Annotated in this window: 19 protein-coding genes; 10 read left to right on the top strand and 9 right to left on the bottom strand. The window is 72.0% G+C overall.

From position 1 onward, the window contains the following. The first annotated feature begins 53 nt into the window (after nucleotides 1-53). Nucleotides 54-686: an IMPACT family protein gene (locus AB4Y76_RS05890; RefSeq protein ID WP_441923108.1), complete on the top strand. Its 633-nt coding sequence runs from the start codon at nucleotides 54-56 to the stop codon at nucleotides 684-686. On the opposite strand, the gene AB4Y76_RS05885 is transcribed toward AB4Y76_RS05890, so the two are convergent. The 3 genes from AB4Y76_RS05885 to AB4Y76_RS05875 are packed head-to-tail and all read right to left on the bottom strand — an operon-like array spanning nucleotide 676 to nucleotide 3,992. Next, complete coding sequence (locus AB4Y76_RS05885; RefSeq protein WP_441923106.1) at nucleotides 676-2,469, bottom strand: glycoside hydrolase family 2 protein; 1,794 nt, start codon at nucleotides 2,467-2,469, stop codon at nucleotides 676-678. The two genes, AB4Y76_RS05890 and AB4Y76_RS05885, sit on opposite strands and share 11 nt — an antisense overlap. Before the next feature lie 48 nt (nucleotides 2,470-2,517). Then, nucleotides 2,518-3,402 (bottom strand): RNA polymerase sigma-70 factor, encoded by an 885-nt coding sequence (locus tag AB4Y76_RS05880; protein WP_441923104.1) that lies wholly within the window; start codon nucleotides 3,400-3,402, stop codon nucleotides 2,518-2,520. Further along, nucleotides 3,399-3,992, bottom strand: coding sequence for a carboxymuconolactone decarboxylase family protein (locus AB4Y76_RS05875; RefSeq protein ID WP_441923102.1), 594 nt, complete (start codon nucleotides 3,990-3,992; stop codon nucleotides 3,399-3,401). Before AB4Y76_RS05875 ends, AB4Y76_RS05880 begins: the two co-directional genes overlap by 4 nt. Nucleotides 3,993-4,085: 93 nt before the next feature. Here AB4Y76_RS05875 and AB4Y76_RS05870 point away from each other — a divergent pair, with 93 nt between their 5' ends. After that, nucleotides 4,086-5,270 (top strand): MFS transporter, encoded by a 1,185-nt coding sequence (locus AB4Y76_RS05870; RefSeq protein WP_441923100.1) that lies wholly within the window; start codon nucleotides 4,086-4,088, stop codon nucleotides 5,268-5,270. Between the two features lie 6 nt (nucleotides 5,271-5,276). Here AB4Y76_RS05870 and AB4Y76_RS05865 read toward each other — a convergent pair whose 3' ends face one another. Then, nucleotides 5,277-5,903 carry a LysE/ArgO family amino acid transporter gene (locus AB4Y76_RS05865; protein ID WP_441923098.1) on the bottom strand — a complete coding sequence of 209 codons (627 nt, stop codon included), beginning with the start codon at nucleotides 5,901-5,903 and terminating at the stop codon, nucleotides 5,277-5,279. 79 nt (nucleotides 5,904-5,982) lie between these two features. Here AB4Y76_RS05865 and AB4Y76_RS05860 point away from each other — a divergent pair, with 79 nt between their 5' ends. Further along, nucleotides 5,983-6,909 (top strand): ArgP/LysG family DNA-binding transcriptional regulator, encoded by a 927-nt coding sequence (locus tag AB4Y76_RS05860; protein ID WP_441923096.1) that lies wholly within the window; start codon nucleotides 5,983-5,985, stop codon nucleotides 6,907-6,909. Here the strand turns inward: AB4Y76_RS05860 and AB4Y76_RS05855 are convergent. After that, nucleotides 6,899-7,996, bottom strand: a complete 1,098-nt coding sequence (locus AB4Y76_RS05855; RefSeq protein WP_441923094.1) for a ScyD/ScyE family protein — start codon at nucleotides 7,994-7,996, stop codon at nucleotides 6,899-6,901. The genes AB4Y76_RS05860 and AB4Y76_RS05855 overlap by 11 nt on opposite strands. A gap of 148 nt (nucleotides 7,997-8,144) precedes the next feature. Between AB4Y76_RS05855 and AB4Y76_RS05850 the strand changes: the two genes are divergently transcribed. Together AB4Y76_RS05850 and AB4Y76_RS05845 are read left to right on the top strand one after the other, a co-directional pair. Continuing rightward, nucleotides 8,145-8,378: a hypothetical protein gene (locus AB4Y76_RS05850; protein ID WP_441923092.1), complete on the top strand. Its 234-nt coding sequence runs from the start codon at nucleotides 8,145-8,147 to the stop codon at nucleotides 8,376-8,378. Nucleotides 8,379-8,451: 73 nt separating this feature from the next. Continuing rightward, the gene (locus AB4Y76_RS05845) at nucleotides 8,452-12,054 is read left to right on the top strand and encodes an adenylate/guanylate cyclase domain-containing protein (RefSeq protein WP_441923090.1); all 3,603 of its coding nucleotides are present in this window, start codon (nucleotides 8,452-8,454) and stop codon (nucleotides 12,052-12,054) included. 18 nt (nucleotides 12,055-12,072) lie between these two features. On the opposite strand, the gene AB4Y76_RS05840 is transcribed toward AB4Y76_RS05845, so the two are convergent. Next, nucleotides 12,073-12,723: a TetR/AcrR family transcriptional regulator gene (locus AB4Y76_RS05840; RefSeq protein ID WP_441923088.1), complete on the bottom strand. Its 651-nt coding sequence runs from the start codon at nucleotides 12,721-12,723 to the stop codon at nucleotides 12,073-12,075. A 69-nt stretch (nucleotides 12,724-12,792) separates the two neighbouring features. Here AB4Y76_RS05840 and AB4Y76_RS05835 point away from each other — a divergent pair, with 69 nt between their 5' ends. Genes AB4Y76_RS05835 through AB4Y76_RS05825 form a run of 3 tightly spaced genes read left to right on the top strand, consistent with a single transcriptional unit; the run spans nucleotide 12,793 to nucleotide 14,482 of the window. After that, nucleotides 12,793-13,350: a TIGR03086 family metal-binding protein gene (locus AB4Y76_RS05835; protein WP_441923086.1), complete on the top strand. Its 558-nt coding sequence runs from the start codon at nucleotides 12,793-12,795 to the stop codon at nucleotides 13,348-13,350. After that, nucleotides 13,347-13,853, top strand: coding sequence for a cupin domain-containing protein (locus tag AB4Y76_RS05830; protein WP_441923084.1), 507 nt, complete (start codon nucleotides 13,347-13,349; stop codon nucleotides 13,851-13,853). The genes AB4Y76_RS05835 and AB4Y76_RS05830 overlap by 4 nt, the downstream gene beginning before the upstream one ends. Continuing rightward, entirely contained in the window at nucleotides 13,850-14,482 is a 633-nt protein-coding gene (locus AB4Y76_RS05825) for a hemerythrin domain-containing protein (protein ID WP_441923082.1), read from the top strand. Before AB4Y76_RS05830 ends, AB4Y76_RS05825 begins: the two co-directional genes overlap by 4 nt. A gap of 254 nt (nucleotides 14,483-14,736) precedes the next feature. Here the strand turns inward: AB4Y76_RS05825 and AB4Y76_RS05820 are convergent, their stop codons facing one another. From AB4Y76_RS05820 to AB4Y76_RS05810, 3 genes are all read right to left on the bottom strand, one after another. Beyond that, nucleotides 14,737-15,096, bottom strand: a complete 360-nt coding sequence (locus tag AB4Y76_RS05820; protein WP_441923080.1) for a YciI family protein — start codon at nucleotides 15,094-15,096, stop codon at nucleotides 14,737-14,739. Between the two features lie 150 nt (nucleotides 15,097-15,246). After that, on the bottom strand, nucleotides 15,247-15,888 hold the full coding sequence (gene msrA, locus AB4Y76_RS05815) for a peptide-methionine (S)-S-oxide reductase MsrA (RefSeq protein ID WP_441923078.1): 642 nt from the start codon (nucleotides 15,886-15,888) through the stop codon (nucleotides 15,247-15,249). A 135-nt stretch (nucleotides 15,889-16,023) separates the two neighbouring features. Then, nucleotides 16,024-16,968, bottom strand: a complete 945-nt coding sequence (locus tag AB4Y76_RS05810) for a DUF5995 family protein (RefSeq protein ID WP_441923076.1) — start codon at nucleotides 16,966-16,968, stop codon at nucleotides 16,024-16,026. A 68-nt stretch (nucleotides 16,969-17,036) separates the two neighbouring features. Between AB4Y76_RS05810 and AB4Y76_RS05805 the strand changes: the two genes are divergently transcribed. Both AB4Y76_RS05805 and AB4Y76_RS05800 read left to right on the top strand, forming a co-directional pair. After that, the gene (locus AB4Y76_RS05805; protein ID WP_441923074.1) at nucleotides 17,037-17,237 is read left to right on the top strand and encodes a ribbon-helix-helix protein, CopG family; all 201 of its coding nucleotides are present in this window, start codon (nucleotides 17,037-17,039) and stop codon (nucleotides 17,235-17,237) included. After that, nucleotides 17,234-17,596, top strand: coding sequence for a type II toxin-antitoxin system death-on-curing family toxin (locus AB4Y76_RS05800; RefSeq protein WP_441923072.1), 363 nt, complete (start codon nucleotides 17,234-17,236; stop codon nucleotides 17,594-17,596). The genes AB4Y76_RS05805 and AB4Y76_RS05800 overlap by 4 nt, the downstream gene beginning before the upstream one ends.

Raw genomic sequence — 17,596 nt, 5'->3', positions numbered from 1 at the left:
TCAGGACCCGCTTCTTTCCGACGCTCACCTCGGGCCGGCCAGGGGACGACCACATGGGCTATCGCACGATCGCCTCGCAGGGGGAGGCCGAGATCGAGGTCTCGCGCTCTCGCTTCCTCTGCCAGCTCGTGCGGGTCGAGGACGAGATGACTGCCCGCAGCGTCATCGAGGGCGCCCGGCGCGAGTTCTACGACGCCCGGCACCACTGCTCGGCGTTCATCCTCGGTCCGGAGAGCCGGATCGAGCGCTCCAACGACGACGGCGAGCCGCCCGGCACCGGGGGAGCGCCGATGCTCGAGGTGCTCCGCGGCGCCGGCGTCAGCGACATCGTCGCGGTGGTGACGCGCTGGTTCGGCGGCACCCTGCTCGGCACCGGCGGCCTGGCGCGGGCGTACTCCGACGCGGTCCGCGCCGCGCTCGCCGACAGCCACCTGGTCGAGCGGGTCCAGCAGGAGCTCTGCGACGTCACCGTGGACCTCGCGGCCGCCGGCCGGCTCGAGCACGAGCTGCGCTCGCGCGGGACCAAGGTGATGAACATCGAGTACACCGACGTCGCCACCCTCTCCCTCGCGGTCCCGTCGGTCGCGATGCCGATCGCCCAGGAGATCGTCGCCGAGCTCACCGAGGGCTCGGCCGCGCTGTTCCACCGCGGCCGGCAGTGGGTGGACGCGCCGATCAGCGGCTGACGGCGCCGCGCAGCCGGTCCAGCGTCTCCCGGACCACCTCGGCGGGGATCTTGAGGACCGCGCGGTCCCAGGTGAGCAGCCCGTTCAGCTCGTCCTCGACGTCGCTGACCTGGGTGTAGACGGTCGCGGCCAGGCCGGCGGCGATCGCCGGCTCGATCTGCTCGCGGTGCAGCGCGACGAACCCGGCCGCCAGCTCGGCCGGCGTCGCGCAGTGCAGGTAGCCGAACTCTTCGCTGCTCCAGTCGTGCTCGTCGGAGCGCAGGCTGTAGCCGCCGTACTCGGTGAGGGCCCGGACCCGCTGCTCGCGGCGCCACGGCCGCCACCAGGGCCGGGCCCGGGGCAACCGGAACGGCCGCAGGTAGGAGTGGTGGCTCTTCACGTCGCCGCCGCCCTGGTCGATCCAGCCGCTGACGTGGTTGACCGGTCGGGTCGGGTCGAGGGTGCGGACCAGGTCGGCGACGGCGTTCGCGTCGAACTGGCCCCAGGCCTCGTTGAACGGCGTCCAGACCGCGACGCAGGCGGTGCCGCGCAGCAGCGCCACGGTCTCGGCCACCTCCGCCAGGAACTCCGCGCGCGCGTCCGCGTCGCCGCGGAAGAACAGGTCGTAGCGGCGGTCCGAGAGACGCACCGGGTAGCGGGCCGGCAGGTTCGCGGTCAGCTCGCGGTACCGGCCGCCGCCGTTGACCATGTCCTGCCAGACGAGCATCCCGAGCCGGTCGCAGTGGTGGTACCAGCGCAGCGGCTCGATCTTCACGTGCTTGCGCAGCACGGTGAAGCCGAGGTCCTTCATCGCGCTGATGTCGTGCACCATCGCGGCGTCGCTCGGCGGCGTGAGCAGGCCGTCGGGCCAGTACCCCTGGTCGAGCACGCCGACGTGCTGGATCCGCTCGCCGTTGAGGGTGAAGTGCCGGGTGCCGTCCGGTGCGGTGCCGGTGCCGACCTCGCGCAGCGCGGCGTACGAGGCGACCCGGTCCTCACCGCAGGTGACCTCGAGGTCGTGGAGGTACGGGTCCGCCGGCGTCCACGGGCGCGGGTCCGGCAGGACGACGGTGATCGGCTCGCCGGGGAGGCCGGTGAACCTGCGGTCGAGAACCTGGACCGTCACTCGCACCGCTGGTGGAGGAAGGCGCTCCGCGCCTGTCTCGACACCCGCCACGCCGACCCTGACCGTCAACGTCCCCGCGGCCACGTCGGCGACCGCGTCCACGCTGGTCACGTGCACCGCCGGCACGACCTCGAGCCAGACGGTCTGCCAGATCCCGGACTGCGCGGTGTACCAGATCCGGCCGCGGTCCAGGCGCTGCTTGCCGCGGGCGTGCGGCCCGGTCTCGGAGAGGTCGCGGACCCGGACCTCGACGGTCCGAGGACCCTCGACCAGCGCCTCGGTGACGTCGAGCGTGAACGGCAGGTAGCCACCGGTGTGGCGGCCGACCTCGGTACCGCCCACCCAGACGGTGCAGGACTGGTCGACCGCGCCGAAGTGCAGCAGCACCCGGTCGCCAGGCCGGTGCGCGTCCGGCAGCGCGATCCCGGTACGCCGGTACCAGAGCCACTCGTCGGGCTGGAGCTGCCGGCCCACCCCGGACAGCGGCGCCTCGGGGGAGAACGGCACCACGATCTCGCCGTCCCAGGTCGCCGGCCGCTCCTCGGTGCCGAAGGCGTAGGACCAGCGTCCGTTGAGGCTGCGCCAGCTCCCGGCCGCGCGGGTCAGCCGGGGTCGGGGGTGCTCGGGGAGCGGATCGTCCGGGTCGAGGTCCCGGCCCCAGCGGGTCCACAGCTGCACGGAGGGAGGCTAGCCCAGATCACCGGCCCAGATCGCTGGCCCAGCTGGCTAGCCCAGCCGGACCTCGCGCTCGGTGCCGACGCCGGTCAGCTTCTCCGGGTTGCGGACCAGGTAGATCTCCGTGATCCGGCCGTTCTCGACCACGACGTTGCCGACCGCGTCGAGCTCGCCGTCGATCGACAGGAAGACCGCGGGAGCGCCGTTGACGGTCGCCCAGCGGATGTCGATCTCGCCCTCGGCGGGGACGACGGCCGACAGGAACCGGGCCACCTTGTCCGCGCCGTGGATCGGGCGCAGGGCCGCCTTCTTCAGGCCGCCGCCGTCGGTGTGCAGCACGACGTCGGGCGCGAGCACCTGCAGCAGCGGCTCGACCTGCCCGGTCGAGGCGGCGACCAGGAACTCGGCGATGATCTGCTCGCTGTTCTCCGGCACCTCCACCCGGGGCCGGCGGGCCTGGACGTGGTTGCGGGCCCGGGAGGCGAGCTGGCGGACCGCCGCGGGAGTGCGTTCGGTCGCGGCCGCGATCTCGTCGTACTCGAAGCCGAAGATCTCGCGGAGGACGAACACCGCACGCTCCAGCGGGGTCAGGGTCTCGAGCACGACGAGCATCGCGAACGACACCGAGTCGGCGAGCTCGACGTCCTCGGCCACGTCGGCCGCGGTGACCAGCGGCTCGGGAAGCCAGGTGCCGACGTACGTCTCGCGCTGCCGCTGCAGGGTGCGCAGCCGGTTCAGCGCCTGCCGGGTGACGACCCGGACGAGGTACGCGCGCGGGTCGCGCACCTCGTCCCACAGGACGTCCCGGCAGCGCAGCCACGACTCCTGGAGCACGTCCTCGGCGTCGGCGGTGCTGCCGAGCATCTCGTAGGCGACCGTGAACAGCAGTCCGCGGTGCCGCGCGAAGTCCGCGGCCGGGCCGTCGTCCGTGCTCATGCCGGCTTCAGGTCGCACGTCGCCTTGAAGCCCTGGCTGGTCAGGCCGAGCGCGCTGTTGAACCGCGACCTCTCGTTCTCGACGGCGATCATCATGGTCAGCTCCACGAAGCCATCCTCGCCGAGGTCGGCCCGCAGCGCCTCGGCCATCTCGTCGGTCACCGTCGGCGGCGTCACGGTCACCGCCTCGGCGTACTCCAGGACGCGGCGCTCGACCGGGGTGAAGACGTCGGAGTCGCGCCAGTACGGCACCTGCTCGAACTTGGAGGTGTCCTCGCCCTTGCTGTGCGCGGCGTAGTAGCCGAAGTCCATGCACCAGCTGCAGCCGATCAGGGAGGCGCTGGCCAGCTGGGCGAGGTTCTTCAGGTGCGGGTCCAGTCGGTCCCACTTCGCGACCCTGCCCTCGAACTGCATGACCGCGCGCAGGATCGGCTTGTGGTGCAGCAGCACCAGCGCGTTGTCGAGGACGTCGCCGTAGGTACGGCGCGAGTACCAGCCGACCAGCTTGGCGAACAGGCCGTCGTCCTCGGTCAGCGGGACCCGGACGGCGGCGCGGCGCTGCTCGGTGGTGGCGTAGGTGTCGGTGCTCATGGCGTTTCCTTCCGTGGGGGTTTCGCCATGAAGACACCGGGCGGGCCGCGGCTGTGACACGGGTGCGAGAGAAGTTCGCCTACGCTCGGGTCCGTGAGCACCCGGACCACGTGGTCGCCCTGGCGCGGCGTGCTCGCCTTCGGCTTCGTCAGCCTGTTCGCCGACATGGTCTACGAGGGCATGCGCTCGATCGCCGGCCCCTACCTCGGCGAGCTCGGCGCCTCGGCGGCCGCCGTCGGCCTCATCACCGGCGCCGGCGAGGCCGCCGCGCTGATCCTGCGGCTGGTGGCCGGGACGGTCGCCGACCGCACCCAGAAGCACTGGACGCTCACCATCGTCGGCTACGGGCTCACCGCCGTCTGCGTCCCGCTGCTCGCCTTCGCCCCGGCACTCGGCGCGGCCGGGCTGGCCTACGCCACCGTGCTGATCCTGGCCGAGCGCACCGGCAAGGCGCTGCGCAGCCCGTCGAAGTCCGTGCTGCTGGCCTCGGCGGCTCGGTCGATCGGCCGCGGCAAGGGGTTCGGCGTGCACAAGGCGCTGGACCAGGTGGGCTCCTTCGCCGGGCCGCTCGTGGTCGCCGGCGTCGCAGCCGTCGCCAGCGTGCAGGCCGGGTTGGCCGTGCTGGTGGTCCCGGGTGCGATCGCGATGGCGCTGCTGTTCGTCCTGCGCCGCCACCTCGACACCACCGACCTCCCGGAGCAGCCGGTGCCGGCGGCGGTCACCGGCCGGGTCCCGCTGCCGCGGCGGTTCCACGCGTTCGCGGTCGCGGTCGGGCTGACCACCGCGGGACTGCTCACCTTCGGCCTGTTCGGCTACCACCTGACCGAGTCCGGACTGGTCTCCGCGCCGCTGGTGCCGGTCGTCTACGCGGGCGCGATGGCGGTCGCAGCAGTCGCCGCGCTCGTCACCGGGTCGGCCTTCGACCGGTTCGGGGGCGGCACCCTGGTCGTGCTCCCGGCGCTGGTCGCGCCGGTGCCGGCGCTGGTCTTCGGTGACCGGCTCGGCGTCGCCCTGGCCGGCATCGCGCTGTGGGGTGCGGCGACGGGCATCCAGGACTCGACCGTCAAGGCGCTCGTCGCCGACCTGGTCCCGCACCGGCACCTCGGGACGGCGTACGGCGTCTTCGCGGCCTACCAGGGGGTCGCGGCGCTCCTCGGCGGCACCCTCGCCGGCCTGCTGTACGCGCACCACCGCGAGGCGCTCGCCCTCGGGACCGCGGTCGCGATGGCGCTGGCCTACCTGCCGCTGTGGTGGGCGCTCCGGTCACCCGAGGACTGAGCCGCGCTACCCGACCGCGAGCCGGACCGCGACGAGCAGCATCGTCGCTGCGACGAGGAGCTCCAGGACCTGCCACGCCCGTGTGCTGGTCAGGAGCGGGGCGAGCAGCCGGGCGCCGTACCCGAGACCGCTGAACCAGGCGATGCTCGCCAGGCACGCGCCCGCGGCGAACCACCACTGCGCGCCGGCGACGTCCTGGGCGGCAGCGTGGGCGGTGGCGATCGAGCCGAGGAGGAGGACGGTGTCGAGGTAGACGTGCGGGTTCAGCCAGGTGAGCGCGACCGCCCGGAGCACGACCGACCGGCGGCTCTCGGTGGCACCCGGGCCGGTCGCGGCCGGTCCGAGCGACTCCGGCCGGAGCGCCCGTCGCAGGGACGCGACGGCGTACCCGACCAGGAAGGCGACGCCGAACCAGCGGACCACGTCGATCACCCAGCCGGCACGGGCGACGAGCGTGCCGATCCCGGCGACGCCGGCGAGGACGAGCACGACGTCGGAGACGGCGCAGACCGCCACGACCGGGCCGACGTAGGAACGCGCCAACCCCTGGCGGAGCACGTAGGCGTTCTGCGCCCCGATGGCGACGATGAGGGTCAGGCCGGTGAGGAAGCCGGCGACGGCGGAGTCGGTCACGCCGTCGAACGTAGGCCGGACCCGTGGTGAAGGCCAGCAAATGTTTCTACAGATCGTGAAGCAATGCTTCACTGGCTCCGTGCGCTTCGACCCGGACCACCTCGAGACCCTGCTCGCGATCACCGAGGAAGGAACCTTCGAGGCCGCGGCTCGCCGGCTGCACGTCACGCCGAGCGCCGTCAGCCAGCGGGTGCGGGCGCTGGAGGGCGCCGCCGGCCGGGTGCTGGTCCGGCGTACGACGCCCGTGACCGTGACCGGAGCGGGGGAGCCGCTGCTCAGGCTCGGCCGCCAGCTCCGGCTCCTCGCCGCCGAGACCTCCGCGGCGCTCGACGGGACCGGGACCGCAGACCTGCCGGTCGCGGTGAACGCGGACTCCCTGGTGTCGTGGTTCCGACCGGTGCTCAGCGCCGTCGCCGAGCGCGGGGCGACCGCGCTCCGGCTCTTCGTCGAGGACCAGGGCTACTCCCACGACCTGCTGCGCCGCGGCGAGGTGGTCGCCGCGGTGACCGACGACCCGCGTCCGGTCCAGGGCTGCGTCGTCGAGCCGCTGGGCTCGCTCCGGTACGCCGCGGCCGCGACACCGGCGCTGGTCGAGCGCCACCGCGCCGGCCGGGGCGTCGACTGGTCCGCCCTCCCGATGGTCGTCTTCAACGAGAAGGACCACCTCCAGGACGACCTGCTGGCGGCACGCGGAGCGTCCCGTCCGCCGGTGGTGCACCGGGTGCCGAGCGCGGCCGATTTCCACGAGGCGATCCGGCGCGGGCTCGGCTGGGGCATGCTGCTCGACAGCCAGGCCCAGCCCGACCTCGCGGCCGACCTCGCGGCTGGCCTGCTCGTCCGGCTGCCGGGAGCCCGGCCGGTGGACGTGCCGCTGCACTGGCAGCGCTGGCGACTGGACAGCCCGGTCCTCGGGCTGCTCAGCGACGACGTGCGCCGGGCCGCGACCGCGTTGCGGCGGCCGCGGCCCTCCCCGGCCGGTGCCGGGATGCGCTCGTCTACTTCTTGAACAGGCTCTCCGGGACCCGGACCACCTGGCCGGCGTGCGGGATGCCCAGGAACGACGCGATGCTCCACGCCGAGGCGAACAGCCGGCCCTGGTCGAGCAGCAGGCCGGTCGGCATGGTCACCGCGGCGTGCGTGCGGTGCCCGTTCTTGATCCGGGTGATGCGGCCGACGTCGGCCGGGTCGAAGCCCGGAGGCGGCGGACCCTCGGGGGCGCCGTACAGGACCTCGGAGAAGTAGATCGTCCCGTCGGGGCGGGCGGCGACGCCGGTCGGCGCGGTCATGCCCTTCCAGATCCGCTGGACCTTGCCGGTGTGGGCGTTGAGCTTGTAGATCCGCCCGGCGCCGGGAGCCTCGGCGCCCAGCGTGCTGACGTACACGCTGTTGCCGAGCACCTGGACGCCGGTCGGGACCGGGTCGCAGCCCTTGGTGCCCGGGTTGGCGTTCGCGCCCGGGCCCTTGCAGGCAGGCACGTCCTTGACCGTCGGGGGCACGAAGAAGGTCGAGATGTGACCGGTGCGCGGGTTCACGCGCAGGACGTCGTTCGCGCCGCCGTCGGCGACGAAAAGGCCGAACCTCGTCGAGTACGTCATCGCGAACGGGTTCGACAGCGCGTCGACCGGCTGACCCTTGACGAACTGCACCTGGCCGTCGGGGTTGTGCTTGCGCTCGTAGTGCAGCAGGTTGGCGATCACCTTGACGTGCTTGCCGCGGTAGTCCATCCGGAGCACCCGGCTCGGGCCGTACTTGCCGCCGGACGGGGCTCCCTCCTCGTTGGGGCCGCCGATGACGGCGAAGACGTTCTTAGCGCTCGCGGCCACGCCGGCGACGCCCGGCACGCCCGTGAGGATCGCGTGGACGCCCCCGTCGGGCCTCACGCGGGTGACTTCGCCGGACTCGCTCTCCGCGACGACGAACCCGGGACGGGCGACGGCCTTCTGCAGGCCGAACGGCATGTCGAGCCCCTGCGCGACGACGCGCGCGGACCCGGCCGCGGGCCTTGCCGTCGACGTGGACGGTACGGCGGTGAGCGCCGCTGCCGTGCCCAGCGCTACCAGCGACGCCAGGGCCGCTCTCCTCGGTGACACCATCTGCACTCCTCAAAGGTGGTCAGTCGGACCTCTCGTCCTAACACGGATCCGGCGGGCGGCTCCCGACCGGTCTAGGGCGGGTGGCGGACCGGCGAATGCAGTCGGCGGGATGCGGGAACGGTCAGGGACCGACCAGAAAGGCACCACCGTGAAGAAGATGCTTCTGCTCCTGGCCCTGATGCTGAGCGCGGTGCTCGCGGCGCTCACGCTGGCCGCCGTACCGGCGGCGAACGCCGCGCCGGGTCTCCGGCTCTCGCTGGCCTCGCTCTCGGTCGACCAGCTCCGGGTCCGGGCGGTCTGTCCGGTCGACCCGCCGCAGACGCTCTTCCTGAGCAGCGACCAGGGCCTGATCGCTTCCGGGCCGGTGACCTGCACGGCCTGAGGACGCGCCAGGGCGCGTCCTCAGGCACACGACCGGAGGCGCCGACCCCTCGCCCTGACCGCGCGGATGCGTCATGCTGGCGGGCATCGAGAACGTTCTCGAGGTGGGGGTTCGGTTGAGGACTTGTGGCACTTGCGGCACGGTGGCGCAGGACGATCTTGCCGGCTTCTGCTTCGCCTGCGGTGGGCGGCTGGCCGAAGACCCGGCCTGCGCGTCCTGCGGATCGGCGTTGCCGGCCGGCGCGCGGTTCTGCCCGTACTGCGGGAACAGCCACGGGGCCGCGGGCGCCGCGACCCCGGCGGCGGCCGCGGCACAGCCGGTACGCCCGGGAGCCGCCCGCAAGATCACCAGCGTTCTCTTCGGCGACCTGGTCGGTTTCACCACGCTCTCCGAGAGCCGGGACGCGGAGGAGGTCCGCGAGCTGCTGACCGAGTACTTCGACGAGTGCCGGGCGGTGATCAGCCGGTACGGCGGAGAGCTGGAGAAGTTCATCGGCGACGCGGTGATGGCGGTCTGGGGGATCCCGGTGACCCGCGAGGACGACGCCGAACGCGCCGTCCGGGCGGGCCTGGAACTGGTCGGGCGGGTGTCGGCACTCGGTGACCGGATCGGGATGCACGGTCTGGCGCTGCGGGTGGGCATCACCACAGCGGAGGTCGCGGTCACGCTGGGTGCGACCGGTCAGGGCATGGTGGCCGGCGACCCGGTGAACACCGCGGCCCGGATCCAGTCGACGGCGGCACCGGGCGAGGTCTGGGTGGACGAGACCACCCGGGCGTTCTCGGCGTCCTCGATCAGCTACGCGGACGCGGGCTCGCACGCGATGAAGGGCAAGGCCGAGCCGGTCCCGCTGTGGAAGGTGCGTGCGGTCGTCGCCGGTGTCGGCGGAGACCGGCGTGACGACGGCCTGGAGGCCCCGCTGGTCGGCCGTGACGGCGAGCTGCGGCTGGTCAAGGAGTTCTTCCACCGGGTCCAGGAGACCCTGCGCCCCGGCCTGCTGGTCGTGGACGGGGAGGCCGGGGTCGGCAAGACCCGGTTGGGCTGGGAGTTCGAGAAGTACGTGGACGGGTTCCAGGCCCGCGTTCTCTGGCACCGCGGTCGCTGTCTGTCCTACGGCGAAGGCGTGGCGTACTACGCGCTGGCCGAAGCCGTCCGAGGACGGCTGGCGGTGCTCGCCGGTGCCGTCGTCGCCGTCGGCGAGGCGGCGGCTGACAACCGGCAGCTGCTCGAGCGGGGTCTGGCGGCCTGCGTGCCCGTCGAGACCGAGCGCGCCTGGCTGGAGCCCCGGCTCGCGGTGCTGCTCGGGCTCGACGCCGGCAGCTCGTTCCCGCGGGAGGACCTGTTCGCGGCCTGGACGGCGTTCTTCAAGTACGTCGGTCTCTGGAACGCCGACGAGCCGCAACCGGTCGTGCTCGTCATCGACGACGCCCAGTACGCCGACGACGGTCTGCTGGCCTTCCTGGAGCACCTGCTCGCCGCCGCGGACTTCCCGGTCTTCGTGCTGGCGCTGGCGCGGCCCGAGCTGCTGGCCGACCACCCCGCGCTGGTCAGCAACCGACGCCTGACCGCGGTTCACCTGGAGCCGCTGACGTCGGTGGAGATGGTGCGCCTGCTCGACGCGATGATCGTCGGGGTGCCGGAGACGATCCGCGACGAGCTGGTCGCCCGCTCCGAGGGGATCCCGCTCTACGCCATCGAGACGGTGCGTGCGCTCGCCGACCTGGACCTGGTGCAGGCCCGGGATGGCCACTACGTGCTCGCCGACCCCGACGCGGTCGACCTGGGTGCGCTGACCGCGCCGGCGAGCCTGCAGGCGCTGATCGCCGCGCGTCTGGACACCCTGCCGGCCGACGAGCGGAAGGTCGTCGATCGCGCGAGCGTGCTCGGTATCGCCTTCTCCGCCGACGGCCTGGCTGCGTTGTGCGCGGACGTCCCGGACCTCGAGCTGGCGATCTCCGGGCTGGTCCGGCGCGAAGTGATCCGCCGCGACACCGACCGGCTCAGCGCGGACTACGGCGACTACCGGTTCGTCCAGGGCGTGGTCCGGCAGGTCGCCTACGGCATGCTGTCCCGGCGTGACCGGAAGGCGACCCACCTGACGGTCGCCCGGACGCTCGAGGCCGAGCTCGACGCCCGGAACGACGCCTACGAGCTGGCCCCGATCATCGCCCAGCACTACCTGGACGCCCTGGACGCGGTCCCGGCGGATGCGGACGTGGCGGACCTGACCCGGGCGGCCTCCGACCACCTCGAGCGCGCCGCGGACCGCGCCGCCTCCCTGGGCGCCCCGCGGGAAGCGGCGGCGCACCTGGCCCAGGCGCTGGCCCGCTCCGCGGCCGAGCGTCGGCTGACGATCCAGAGCAAGCTGTCCCGCCAGCTCCGGTTGGCCGGGGACCACGACGGTGCGATCGAGCACGCCACCCAGGCCCTGAAGGGCTTCGAGGCGAACGGGGACGTGCTCGCCGCCGCAGGTCCGGCCGAAGACCTCGCGCGTGCCATCGTCTACGGCGAGAGCGCCGACTACGACCGGGCGAGGTCGGTGATCGCCGACCTCCTCGAACGGATCCCCGACCAGCCGGGGACCCGGCACGCCCGGGTCGACCTGTTGAACACTGCCTTCTCGGTCGCGCTGGTGTCGGGCGATGCCGAGAGCTGTTCCCGTCTCGCCTGGGAGAGCCTGGCCATCGCGGAGCTCATCGGCGACCCGCGGCTGATCGCCGTCACCCTGGGCGCGGTGGCGATCGCCATCACGAACCGGTTGCCGTACACCGCCTCGCTCATCTTCGAGCACACCGCCGAGCTGGCCGGCGAGAACCGCGCCCTGCGGGCACGGAGCCTGGCCCTGCTCAACGCGGCCGACCTGTTCTGCTTCCAGGACATCGCTGCGGCGATCCGCAACGCCCGGGAGGCCGTGGCGGCGTCGACCGAGCTCGGAGAGCCGGATGTCCTCACCTATGCCCAGCTGAACCTGTGCCTGGCGCTGCAGCTCGCCGGGGAGTGGGACGAGGCCGTCGAGATCGCCGGCCTCGAAGACCTTCTTCGCTTCACCTCGGTCACCGGCGATGTCCGGCTCCGGGCGCTGACCCTGGCCCGCGGTGAGGAGATGGCACCGATCGAGGAGCTGTTCGGGCAGGACCCCGCTGCGGTCGACGACCCGCCGTCGCGGGCGTACTACACCTTGGGCCGGGCTCTCGATGCGGCCGTCGCCGGATTGCCCGAGGCCACCTCGCTGGCGCTCGAATCGGTGCGGCTCTCGCACGCGGCGTACGCGACGCTCGGCGACTTCTGGCCGTTCCTGGTGTTCGCCTCCGACATCGTCCTCGAGCAGGGGGAGGTCGGCATGCTGGCCGATCTGCTCCCGTTCGTCGACCTCGCCACCGGCCCCGTGCCGACCGGGGTCGCCGCCCAGCGCGCCCGCCTGGAGGCCGTTCTGGGGGAGCACCGCTCGGTGGCCGCCGACCAGATCGAGCAGAACTTCACCGAGGCGCTCGCGGGGATGCGGACCTGGGGGTCGGCCCTGTACGAGGCGCACACCTGCGTCGACTACGGCCGCTGGCTGGAGCGGCAGGGACGCCGGGACGAGGCGGCACCGCTGCTGGCGCGGGCCCGGGAGGTCTACGAGGGGATCGGTGCCCGGCACTGGCTCGCCGCGCTCGACCAGCCGTCCGCCGGCTAGGCCGGCTCACCGTCGGGTTCAGGTGCGGAGGAGCGCGTCCACGAGGGTGTCGGCCAGCCAGGCGCGAACGCGCTCGCGGTCGTAGCCGAGGACGGTGGTCATCAGCGTGTAGACCTCGGTGCTGCCGATCGCCCACGCCGTCGCCGTCGTCTCCTCGTGCGAGCGCCGCAGCCGGTCCGGAGGCAGCGTGCGCAGCGCGAAGTCGAAGGTCTCCCGTCGGAGCAGGTGAGCGTTGCGCCAGTACGTCGCCGCGGTCGCGTCGACCGCGGCGGACTCGCTCTGGGCTCGCTGGATCGGGGCCAGGCGCTCCTGGACGTCGCAGATCATCCCGGCGAACAACCGGACCTTCGCCACCGGATCGGTCTCAGCCATGAAGGCGGCGAAGGGTGGTCGCTCCTGGACCAGGCCGTCGTCGGTGTCGCCGGCCACGGCCACGTCGACCACCTGGTGCATCAGCTCGGCCTTGCTGCCGGCGGCCTTGTAGACCGACTGCAGGGCGACGCCGGCTTCCTGGGCGATCTGGCTGACCGTCGTCGCGGTGTAGCCCTTCTCGGCGAACAGCCTGGTCGCGGCCTCGACGACCTTGACGCGGGTCTCCTCGCGCTCGGACTCGGCACGTTCGCGGCGTCGCGTCGCGTCGTAGGAACGCTTCGGGTCGGGGGTTGACACCGGCACCTCCTTTTAGATTAGAGTGATGCTATTCGCAGAATGTCGTTCTAGTCTAATCAGGAGGCGGTCATGAACCCGATCGACGCGCTCGAGCGCAGCTGGAACGACGGCGCGACCATCATCGCCCGGCTGACGGCCGAGGACCTGAACCGGCCGACCGTGTGCGCCGGGTGGGACGTGAAGCAGCTGCTCAACCACACGATGGGCGAGTGCCAGATGATGACGATGGTCAACCACGGGGAGACGGCGGGCAACGACCGCGGCGACCTGGTCGGCGACGGGGACGGTCTCGGCGAGACCTGGGTCCGCCTCGGCGAGGAGAACGTCGCCTCCTGGCGGGCATCCGGCCTCGACGGCGAGCGGACCTACTTCTACGGGACCTTCCCGGCGGGTGCGTCGGCGGTGATCAACCTGGGCGAGGTCCTGGTGCACAGCTGGGACCTGGCGCGGGGGATCGGAGCCCACTTGGAGCTCGACCCTGAGCAGGCCGCCCTCGTCCACGGTCTCTACGCCGCCATCCCGCTCGAGGGGATGCGCAAGGGCGGCATTCTCGCCGCCGAGGTCCCGGTCCCGGTCGAGGTGCCGGTGGCAGAGCGGATGCTCGGCCTGCTCGGTCGGCAGCCATGACCTCGGCCGCCGTCCTCCGGGCGGCAGACGCCGTCGCCCTGACCTCGGAGCGTCACACCCTGCGACTCCTGCTGGACTCCTCGGACACCGGCGGAGCAGTCAGCACGCACCGGGTCCTGCTACGGGCGGGCGCCGAGGGCGCCGCGCCGCACCGGCACCTCACGACGACCGAGCTGTTCTACGTGCTCTCCGGAGCGGTCGACCTGCTGGCCGGAGCGGATGTGCTGCACGCGATCGAGGGCGACCTCGTGGTGGTGCCCCCGGGAGTCGACCACGCGTTCGGTGCGACTGCGCGTGCGGACGGCGAGCTGCTGGTCCTGGTCACGCCCGGGATCGAGCGCTTCGACTTCTTCCGCGCGGTCCACGAGGTGGCCACGGGCAGGGCGGACCGGTCGGTCCTGGCCGGATCCGACGAGCGCTACGACAACCACGCGGCGAGCGCGCTCGCCCTCGACGGGTGGCGGTCCAGCCGACCCGGTGACGCACGAGGAGACCAGTCATGACGGAGCACCAGACGATGAACACGGTCGTGCACGCGGCGGTCCGGCGCGACCTCGGCCGTTTCGACCAGGCGCTTGCCGCCTTCCCTGCGGACTCGCGGTCACGGGCCGATCAGCTGAAGCGGGCCTGGGACAACTTCGAGGAGGAGCTGTACTACCACCACACCTACGAAGAGACCCTGTTCTGGCCGGCGCTCCAGGAGGTGGGCGCGGATCTGTCGCTCGTCCAGGACCTCGACGGTGAGCACGACGCGATGCGGGAGGCCCTCGAGGCGGCGAGTGACGTGATGGCGAGATTCCACCAGTGCCCGTCCGCGGACGAGGCCGACCGTGCCCGGAAGGCGGTCGCCCACCTGAGCGACGTCCTGCTCGACCACCTCGCCCACGAGGAACGCGACCTGGAGCCGATCTCGGCCAGGTACCACGACTCGGCACCGATGAAGGCTGCGCTGAAGAAGGTGCAGAAGGCGCACCAGGGCAGGATGGGCAACTTCTTCGCCTGGCTCCAGGACGGCGCCACCGCCGACGACAGAGCCGGACTCCGCAAGCAGGTCCCAGGACCGGTGGTCTTCGCGATCACCGCCGTCGCCGGTCGCCACTACCGCCGCGACATCGCCTCCGTCTGGGGCTGATCCGCGAGAATGGCGTCATGGGTGTGGACGTGTGCGTGCAGGTGACCATCGACCGGCCGGTCGGCGTGGTCGCGGCGTACGCGGGCGATCCCGGCAACGCCCCCGGTCGCGGTCGGGTCGCAGATGGACTTCGTGGCGCAGTTCCTCGGGCGACGGCTGGCCTACACCTACGAGGTGGTCGAGCTGGAACCCGCCCGACTCCTGGTGATGCGCCTGAGCACGCGCAGTAGCGCGTCCTCAGGCACACGACGCGATCAGCGCGTGACGTTCGGCGGCGTGCCGAGCTGCTGCACCTGCATCGGCCACCCGCACCCCACGGCGATCTTCGCCGCCCAGTAGCGCGCCTGCTCGTCGTCCGGCACGTCGACCACGGAGAAACCTCCGAAGTGCTCCTTGGTCTCGGCGTACGGGCCGTCGGTGAACCTGGGCTGGCCGCCGTTCGGGTCGACGCTGAACACCGCGGACGTGCCGTCCAGGCCCCCGCCGAAAACCCACACGCCCGCTGCGATGGCCTCGTCGATCACGGGGTCGACGGACCTCGCGCTGTCCAGGATCTGCTCCTCGGTCAGGTCCGGGACCCACTCGGCGTTGAAGCTGATCAGGTACTGGGGCATGGCTCCTCCTCGGTCGGGACGGCCCGGTGCGGCCATCCTTCACCTTCGCTACGAACGGGGACAGGCCCGTACGACACCTTCGGCGCAGCGATTGAACCCGGTCGTGTGCCTGAGCACGCGCAGTAGCGCGTCCTCAGGCACACGAGGCGATCAGCGCGGGACCTTGACGCCCGTCGCGCTGTGGCACCGGTACCCGAGCGGGTTCTTGATCAGGTACTGCTGGTGGTAGTCCTCGGCGTAGTAGTACGTCGGGGCCGGCTTGATCTCGGTGGTGATCGTGCCGTAGCCGCGCTTGGCCAGCTCGGGCTGGTAGCGCTCGGTGACTTCCTTCGCGACCTGGGCCTGCTCCGAGGAGTTGGTGTAGATCGCGGAGCGGTACTGGGTGCCGACGTCGTTGCCCTGGCGCATGCCCTGGGTCGGGTCGTGCACCTCGTAGAACGCGGCGACCAGCTCGGCGTAGCCGACCTTCGCCGGGTCGAAGACGATCCGGACGGCCTCGGTGTGGCCGGTGCGGCCGGAGCAGACCTCTTCGTAGTCCGGGTTCGGCGTCGTACCGCCGGCGTAGCCGACCGAGGTCGACCACACGCCCGGAATCTGCCAGAAGATCTCCTCGGCACCCCAGAAGCAGCCGAGCCCGAACAGAGCCACTTCGTAGCCCGCGGGGATCTCGTCGGTGACGAGCGGCGCGTCCAGCACCTTGTGCTTCTCCGCCAGCTTGAACGTGCGTGACGTCCGGCCCGGCAACGCGTTCTCCGGCTCGACGATCTGGGACTTGTACTTGCTGAACAGCATGCGTACTCCTTCGTCTCGCGTGCACCGGTCACAACAGCGGGGGAGCGGCTGGTGTTCCCCGGTGAGGCCCAGTCTGCCCCGCGGGCACAGCCGGTTCGAGGTCAGGAGGTGACGAGGCGGTGACGGCCGCCGACCTCAGCCGTGGTGCGTCGCGCACCAGGCGTCGCGCTGTGCCGGGTTGGCCGCGAAGACGACCCGGATCAGCTGCGCCTGCGTCGCGGCGTACTCCTCGATCTCCCTCTCGACCAGCGGCTTGAGGATCGCCGGGGCGTTGACCAGGGCCTCGGCGTGCCGCCAGACCATCTCCCGCCAGCCGCGCATGATCAGGCCGACGAGCAGCTCGTCGACCGGGCCGACGTCGAGCTTGTTGAACATCGGGTCGAAGCGCGCGGTCTCCTCGTCGAAGACCGGGTGGTAGAGCGAGTCGAGGCGCTGGTTGTAGGCGTTGTGGTCCGGCTTGTGGCTCTTCCCGTTCGCGTCGACCAGCCCGACCTGCGCGAGCACGCGCGGGAAGTCGTTGTTGATGTGCGCGTTCATGTTCATCATGAAGTCGCCGAGACCGGACATGGTGCGGTCCTGGGTGGCCCGGAGCGCGAGCCGCCAGGCGTGCGGCACGTCCTGGGGCCGGCCGGAGTTCCAGGCGTCGAGGGTGTCGAAGTACATGTGCGCGAACACCGCGTCGATCTGGGTGAGCCACTTCCGGTCGGCGAAGTAGCCGTTGTCCGCCGCCGCCTTCACGTTCTCGGTCACCCGCAGGTAGGCGAGGGAGAAGATCGCGTCGTGGCTGCAGGACGCGGCCAACGGGGTCAGCCGCTGCTTCATCTCGGCGATCACGTCGACGATGCACTGCGGGTCGCCACTCGCGCAGACCGGCCCGGCGTACGGCTTGTACTGCGCGGGCAGCGCCGCCAGCAGCCCGATCACCGGGTCGACCAGGGTGGGCGAGAGCAGCGGGGCGAGCAGGTTGGTCACCGGATCCGCGGGCGCCGGGTCCACGGCGTGTGCCGGCGTGCTGGTCAGGCCGAGTCCGAGGGTGGCGGCGACGGCGGCGGCGAGGGCACGGGCGAGGCGGGTGCGCATGTGCTGCCCAACGAAGGCCTGGGGAGATTGGCTACGTGGTATCAGATTGATACCGTGCGGTCATGGCCATGACGCTACGTATCGACGACGAGCTGGAGCGGGCGCTGAACGACCTCGCAGCCAGGGAGGGCACCTCCAAGCAGGAGGTGATCAAGCGCGCCGTGATCGACCGTCGTGACCGAACGGTCCGTCGCGAGCTGGTCGACCGGATCGCGAGCGAGGCCCTCGTCGACTACGCGGAGGCCCTGGACCGGCTGGGCCAGGCGTGACGGATGTCGAGCACCTCGGAGTCGAAGACCTGCTTCTGCTCACCAAGATGCTCGGGGCCGGCCCGGTGCGCGACGTCGGGCTCCTGGACGCGGCGGCCGCGCGAGCCCGTTCAACGGTGTTCGGCCAGGACGCCTACCCCACGATCGAGCTCAAGGCTGCCGCGCTCATGCATTCTCTCTGCGGAAACCAGGCCCTCGTCGACGGGAACAAGCGGCTAGCGCTGCTGGCGACGGTCACCTTCCTGCGGGTCAACGGCTGCCGATTCGGGCTTTCGCAGGACGAAGCGTTCGACCTCGTCGGGGCGACCGCCGCAGGTCGGCTCGACGTGCCGGAGATCGCCGCTGCCCTGAGCGACTAG

It is taken from the genome of Marmoricola sp. RAF53 (genome assembly GCF_052114005.1).
Lineage (GTDB): Bacteria > Actinomycetota > Actinomycetes > Propionibacteriales > Nocardioidaceae > Marmoricola.
This window is presented reverse-complemented; position numbering and strand designations above follow the sequence as displayed.

Coding starts and splice junctions, on each gene's coding strand:
- AB4Y76_RS05890 (WP_441923108.1), top strand. CDS start 54: ATGGGCTATCGCACGATCGCCTCGCAGGGGGAGGCCGAGATCGAGGTC.
- AB4Y76_RS05880 (WP_441923104.1), bottom strand. CDS start 3,402: ATGAGCACGGACGACGGCCCGGCCGCGGACTTCGCGCGGCACCGCGGA.
- AB4Y76_RS05875 (WP_441923102.1), bottom strand. CDS start 3,992: ATGAGCACCGACACCTACGCCACCACCGAGCAGCGCCGCGCCGCCGTC.
- AB4Y76_RS05855 (WP_441923094.1), bottom strand. CDS start 7,996: ATGGTGTCACCGAGGAGAGCGGCCCTGGCGTCGCTGGTAGCGCTGGGC.
- AB4Y76_RS05845 (WP_441923090.1), top strand. CDS start 8,452: ATGCTGGCGGGCATCGAGAACGTTCTCGAGGTGGGGGTTCGGTTGAGG.
- AB4Y76_RS05835 (WP_441923086.1), top strand. CDS start 12,793: ATGAACCCGATCGACGCGCTCGAGCGCAGCTGGAACGACGGCGCGACC.
- AB4Y76_RS05830 (WP_441923084.1), top strand. CDS start 13,347: ATGACCTCGGCCGCCGTCCTCCGGGCGGCAGACGCCGTCGCCCTGACC.
- AB4Y76_RS05825 (WP_441923082.1), top strand. CDS start 13,850: ATGACGGAGCACCAGACGATGAACACGGTCGTGCACGCGGCGGTCCGG.
- AB4Y76_RS05820 (WP_441923080.1), bottom strand. CDS start 15,096: ATGCCCCAGTACCTGATCAGCTTCAACGCCGAGTGGGTCCCGGACCTG.
- msrA (WP_441923078.1), bottom strand. CDS start 15,888: ATGCTGTTCAGCAAGTACAAGTCCCAGATCGTCGAGCCGGAGAACGCG.
- AB4Y76_RS05810 (WP_441923076.1), bottom strand. CDS start 16,968: ATGCGCACCCGCCTCGCCCGTGCCCTCGCCGCCGCCGTCGCCGCCACC.
- AB4Y76_RS05805 (WP_441923074.1), top strand. CDS start 17,037: ATGACGCTACGTATCGACGACGAGCTGGAGCGGGCGCTGAACGACCTC.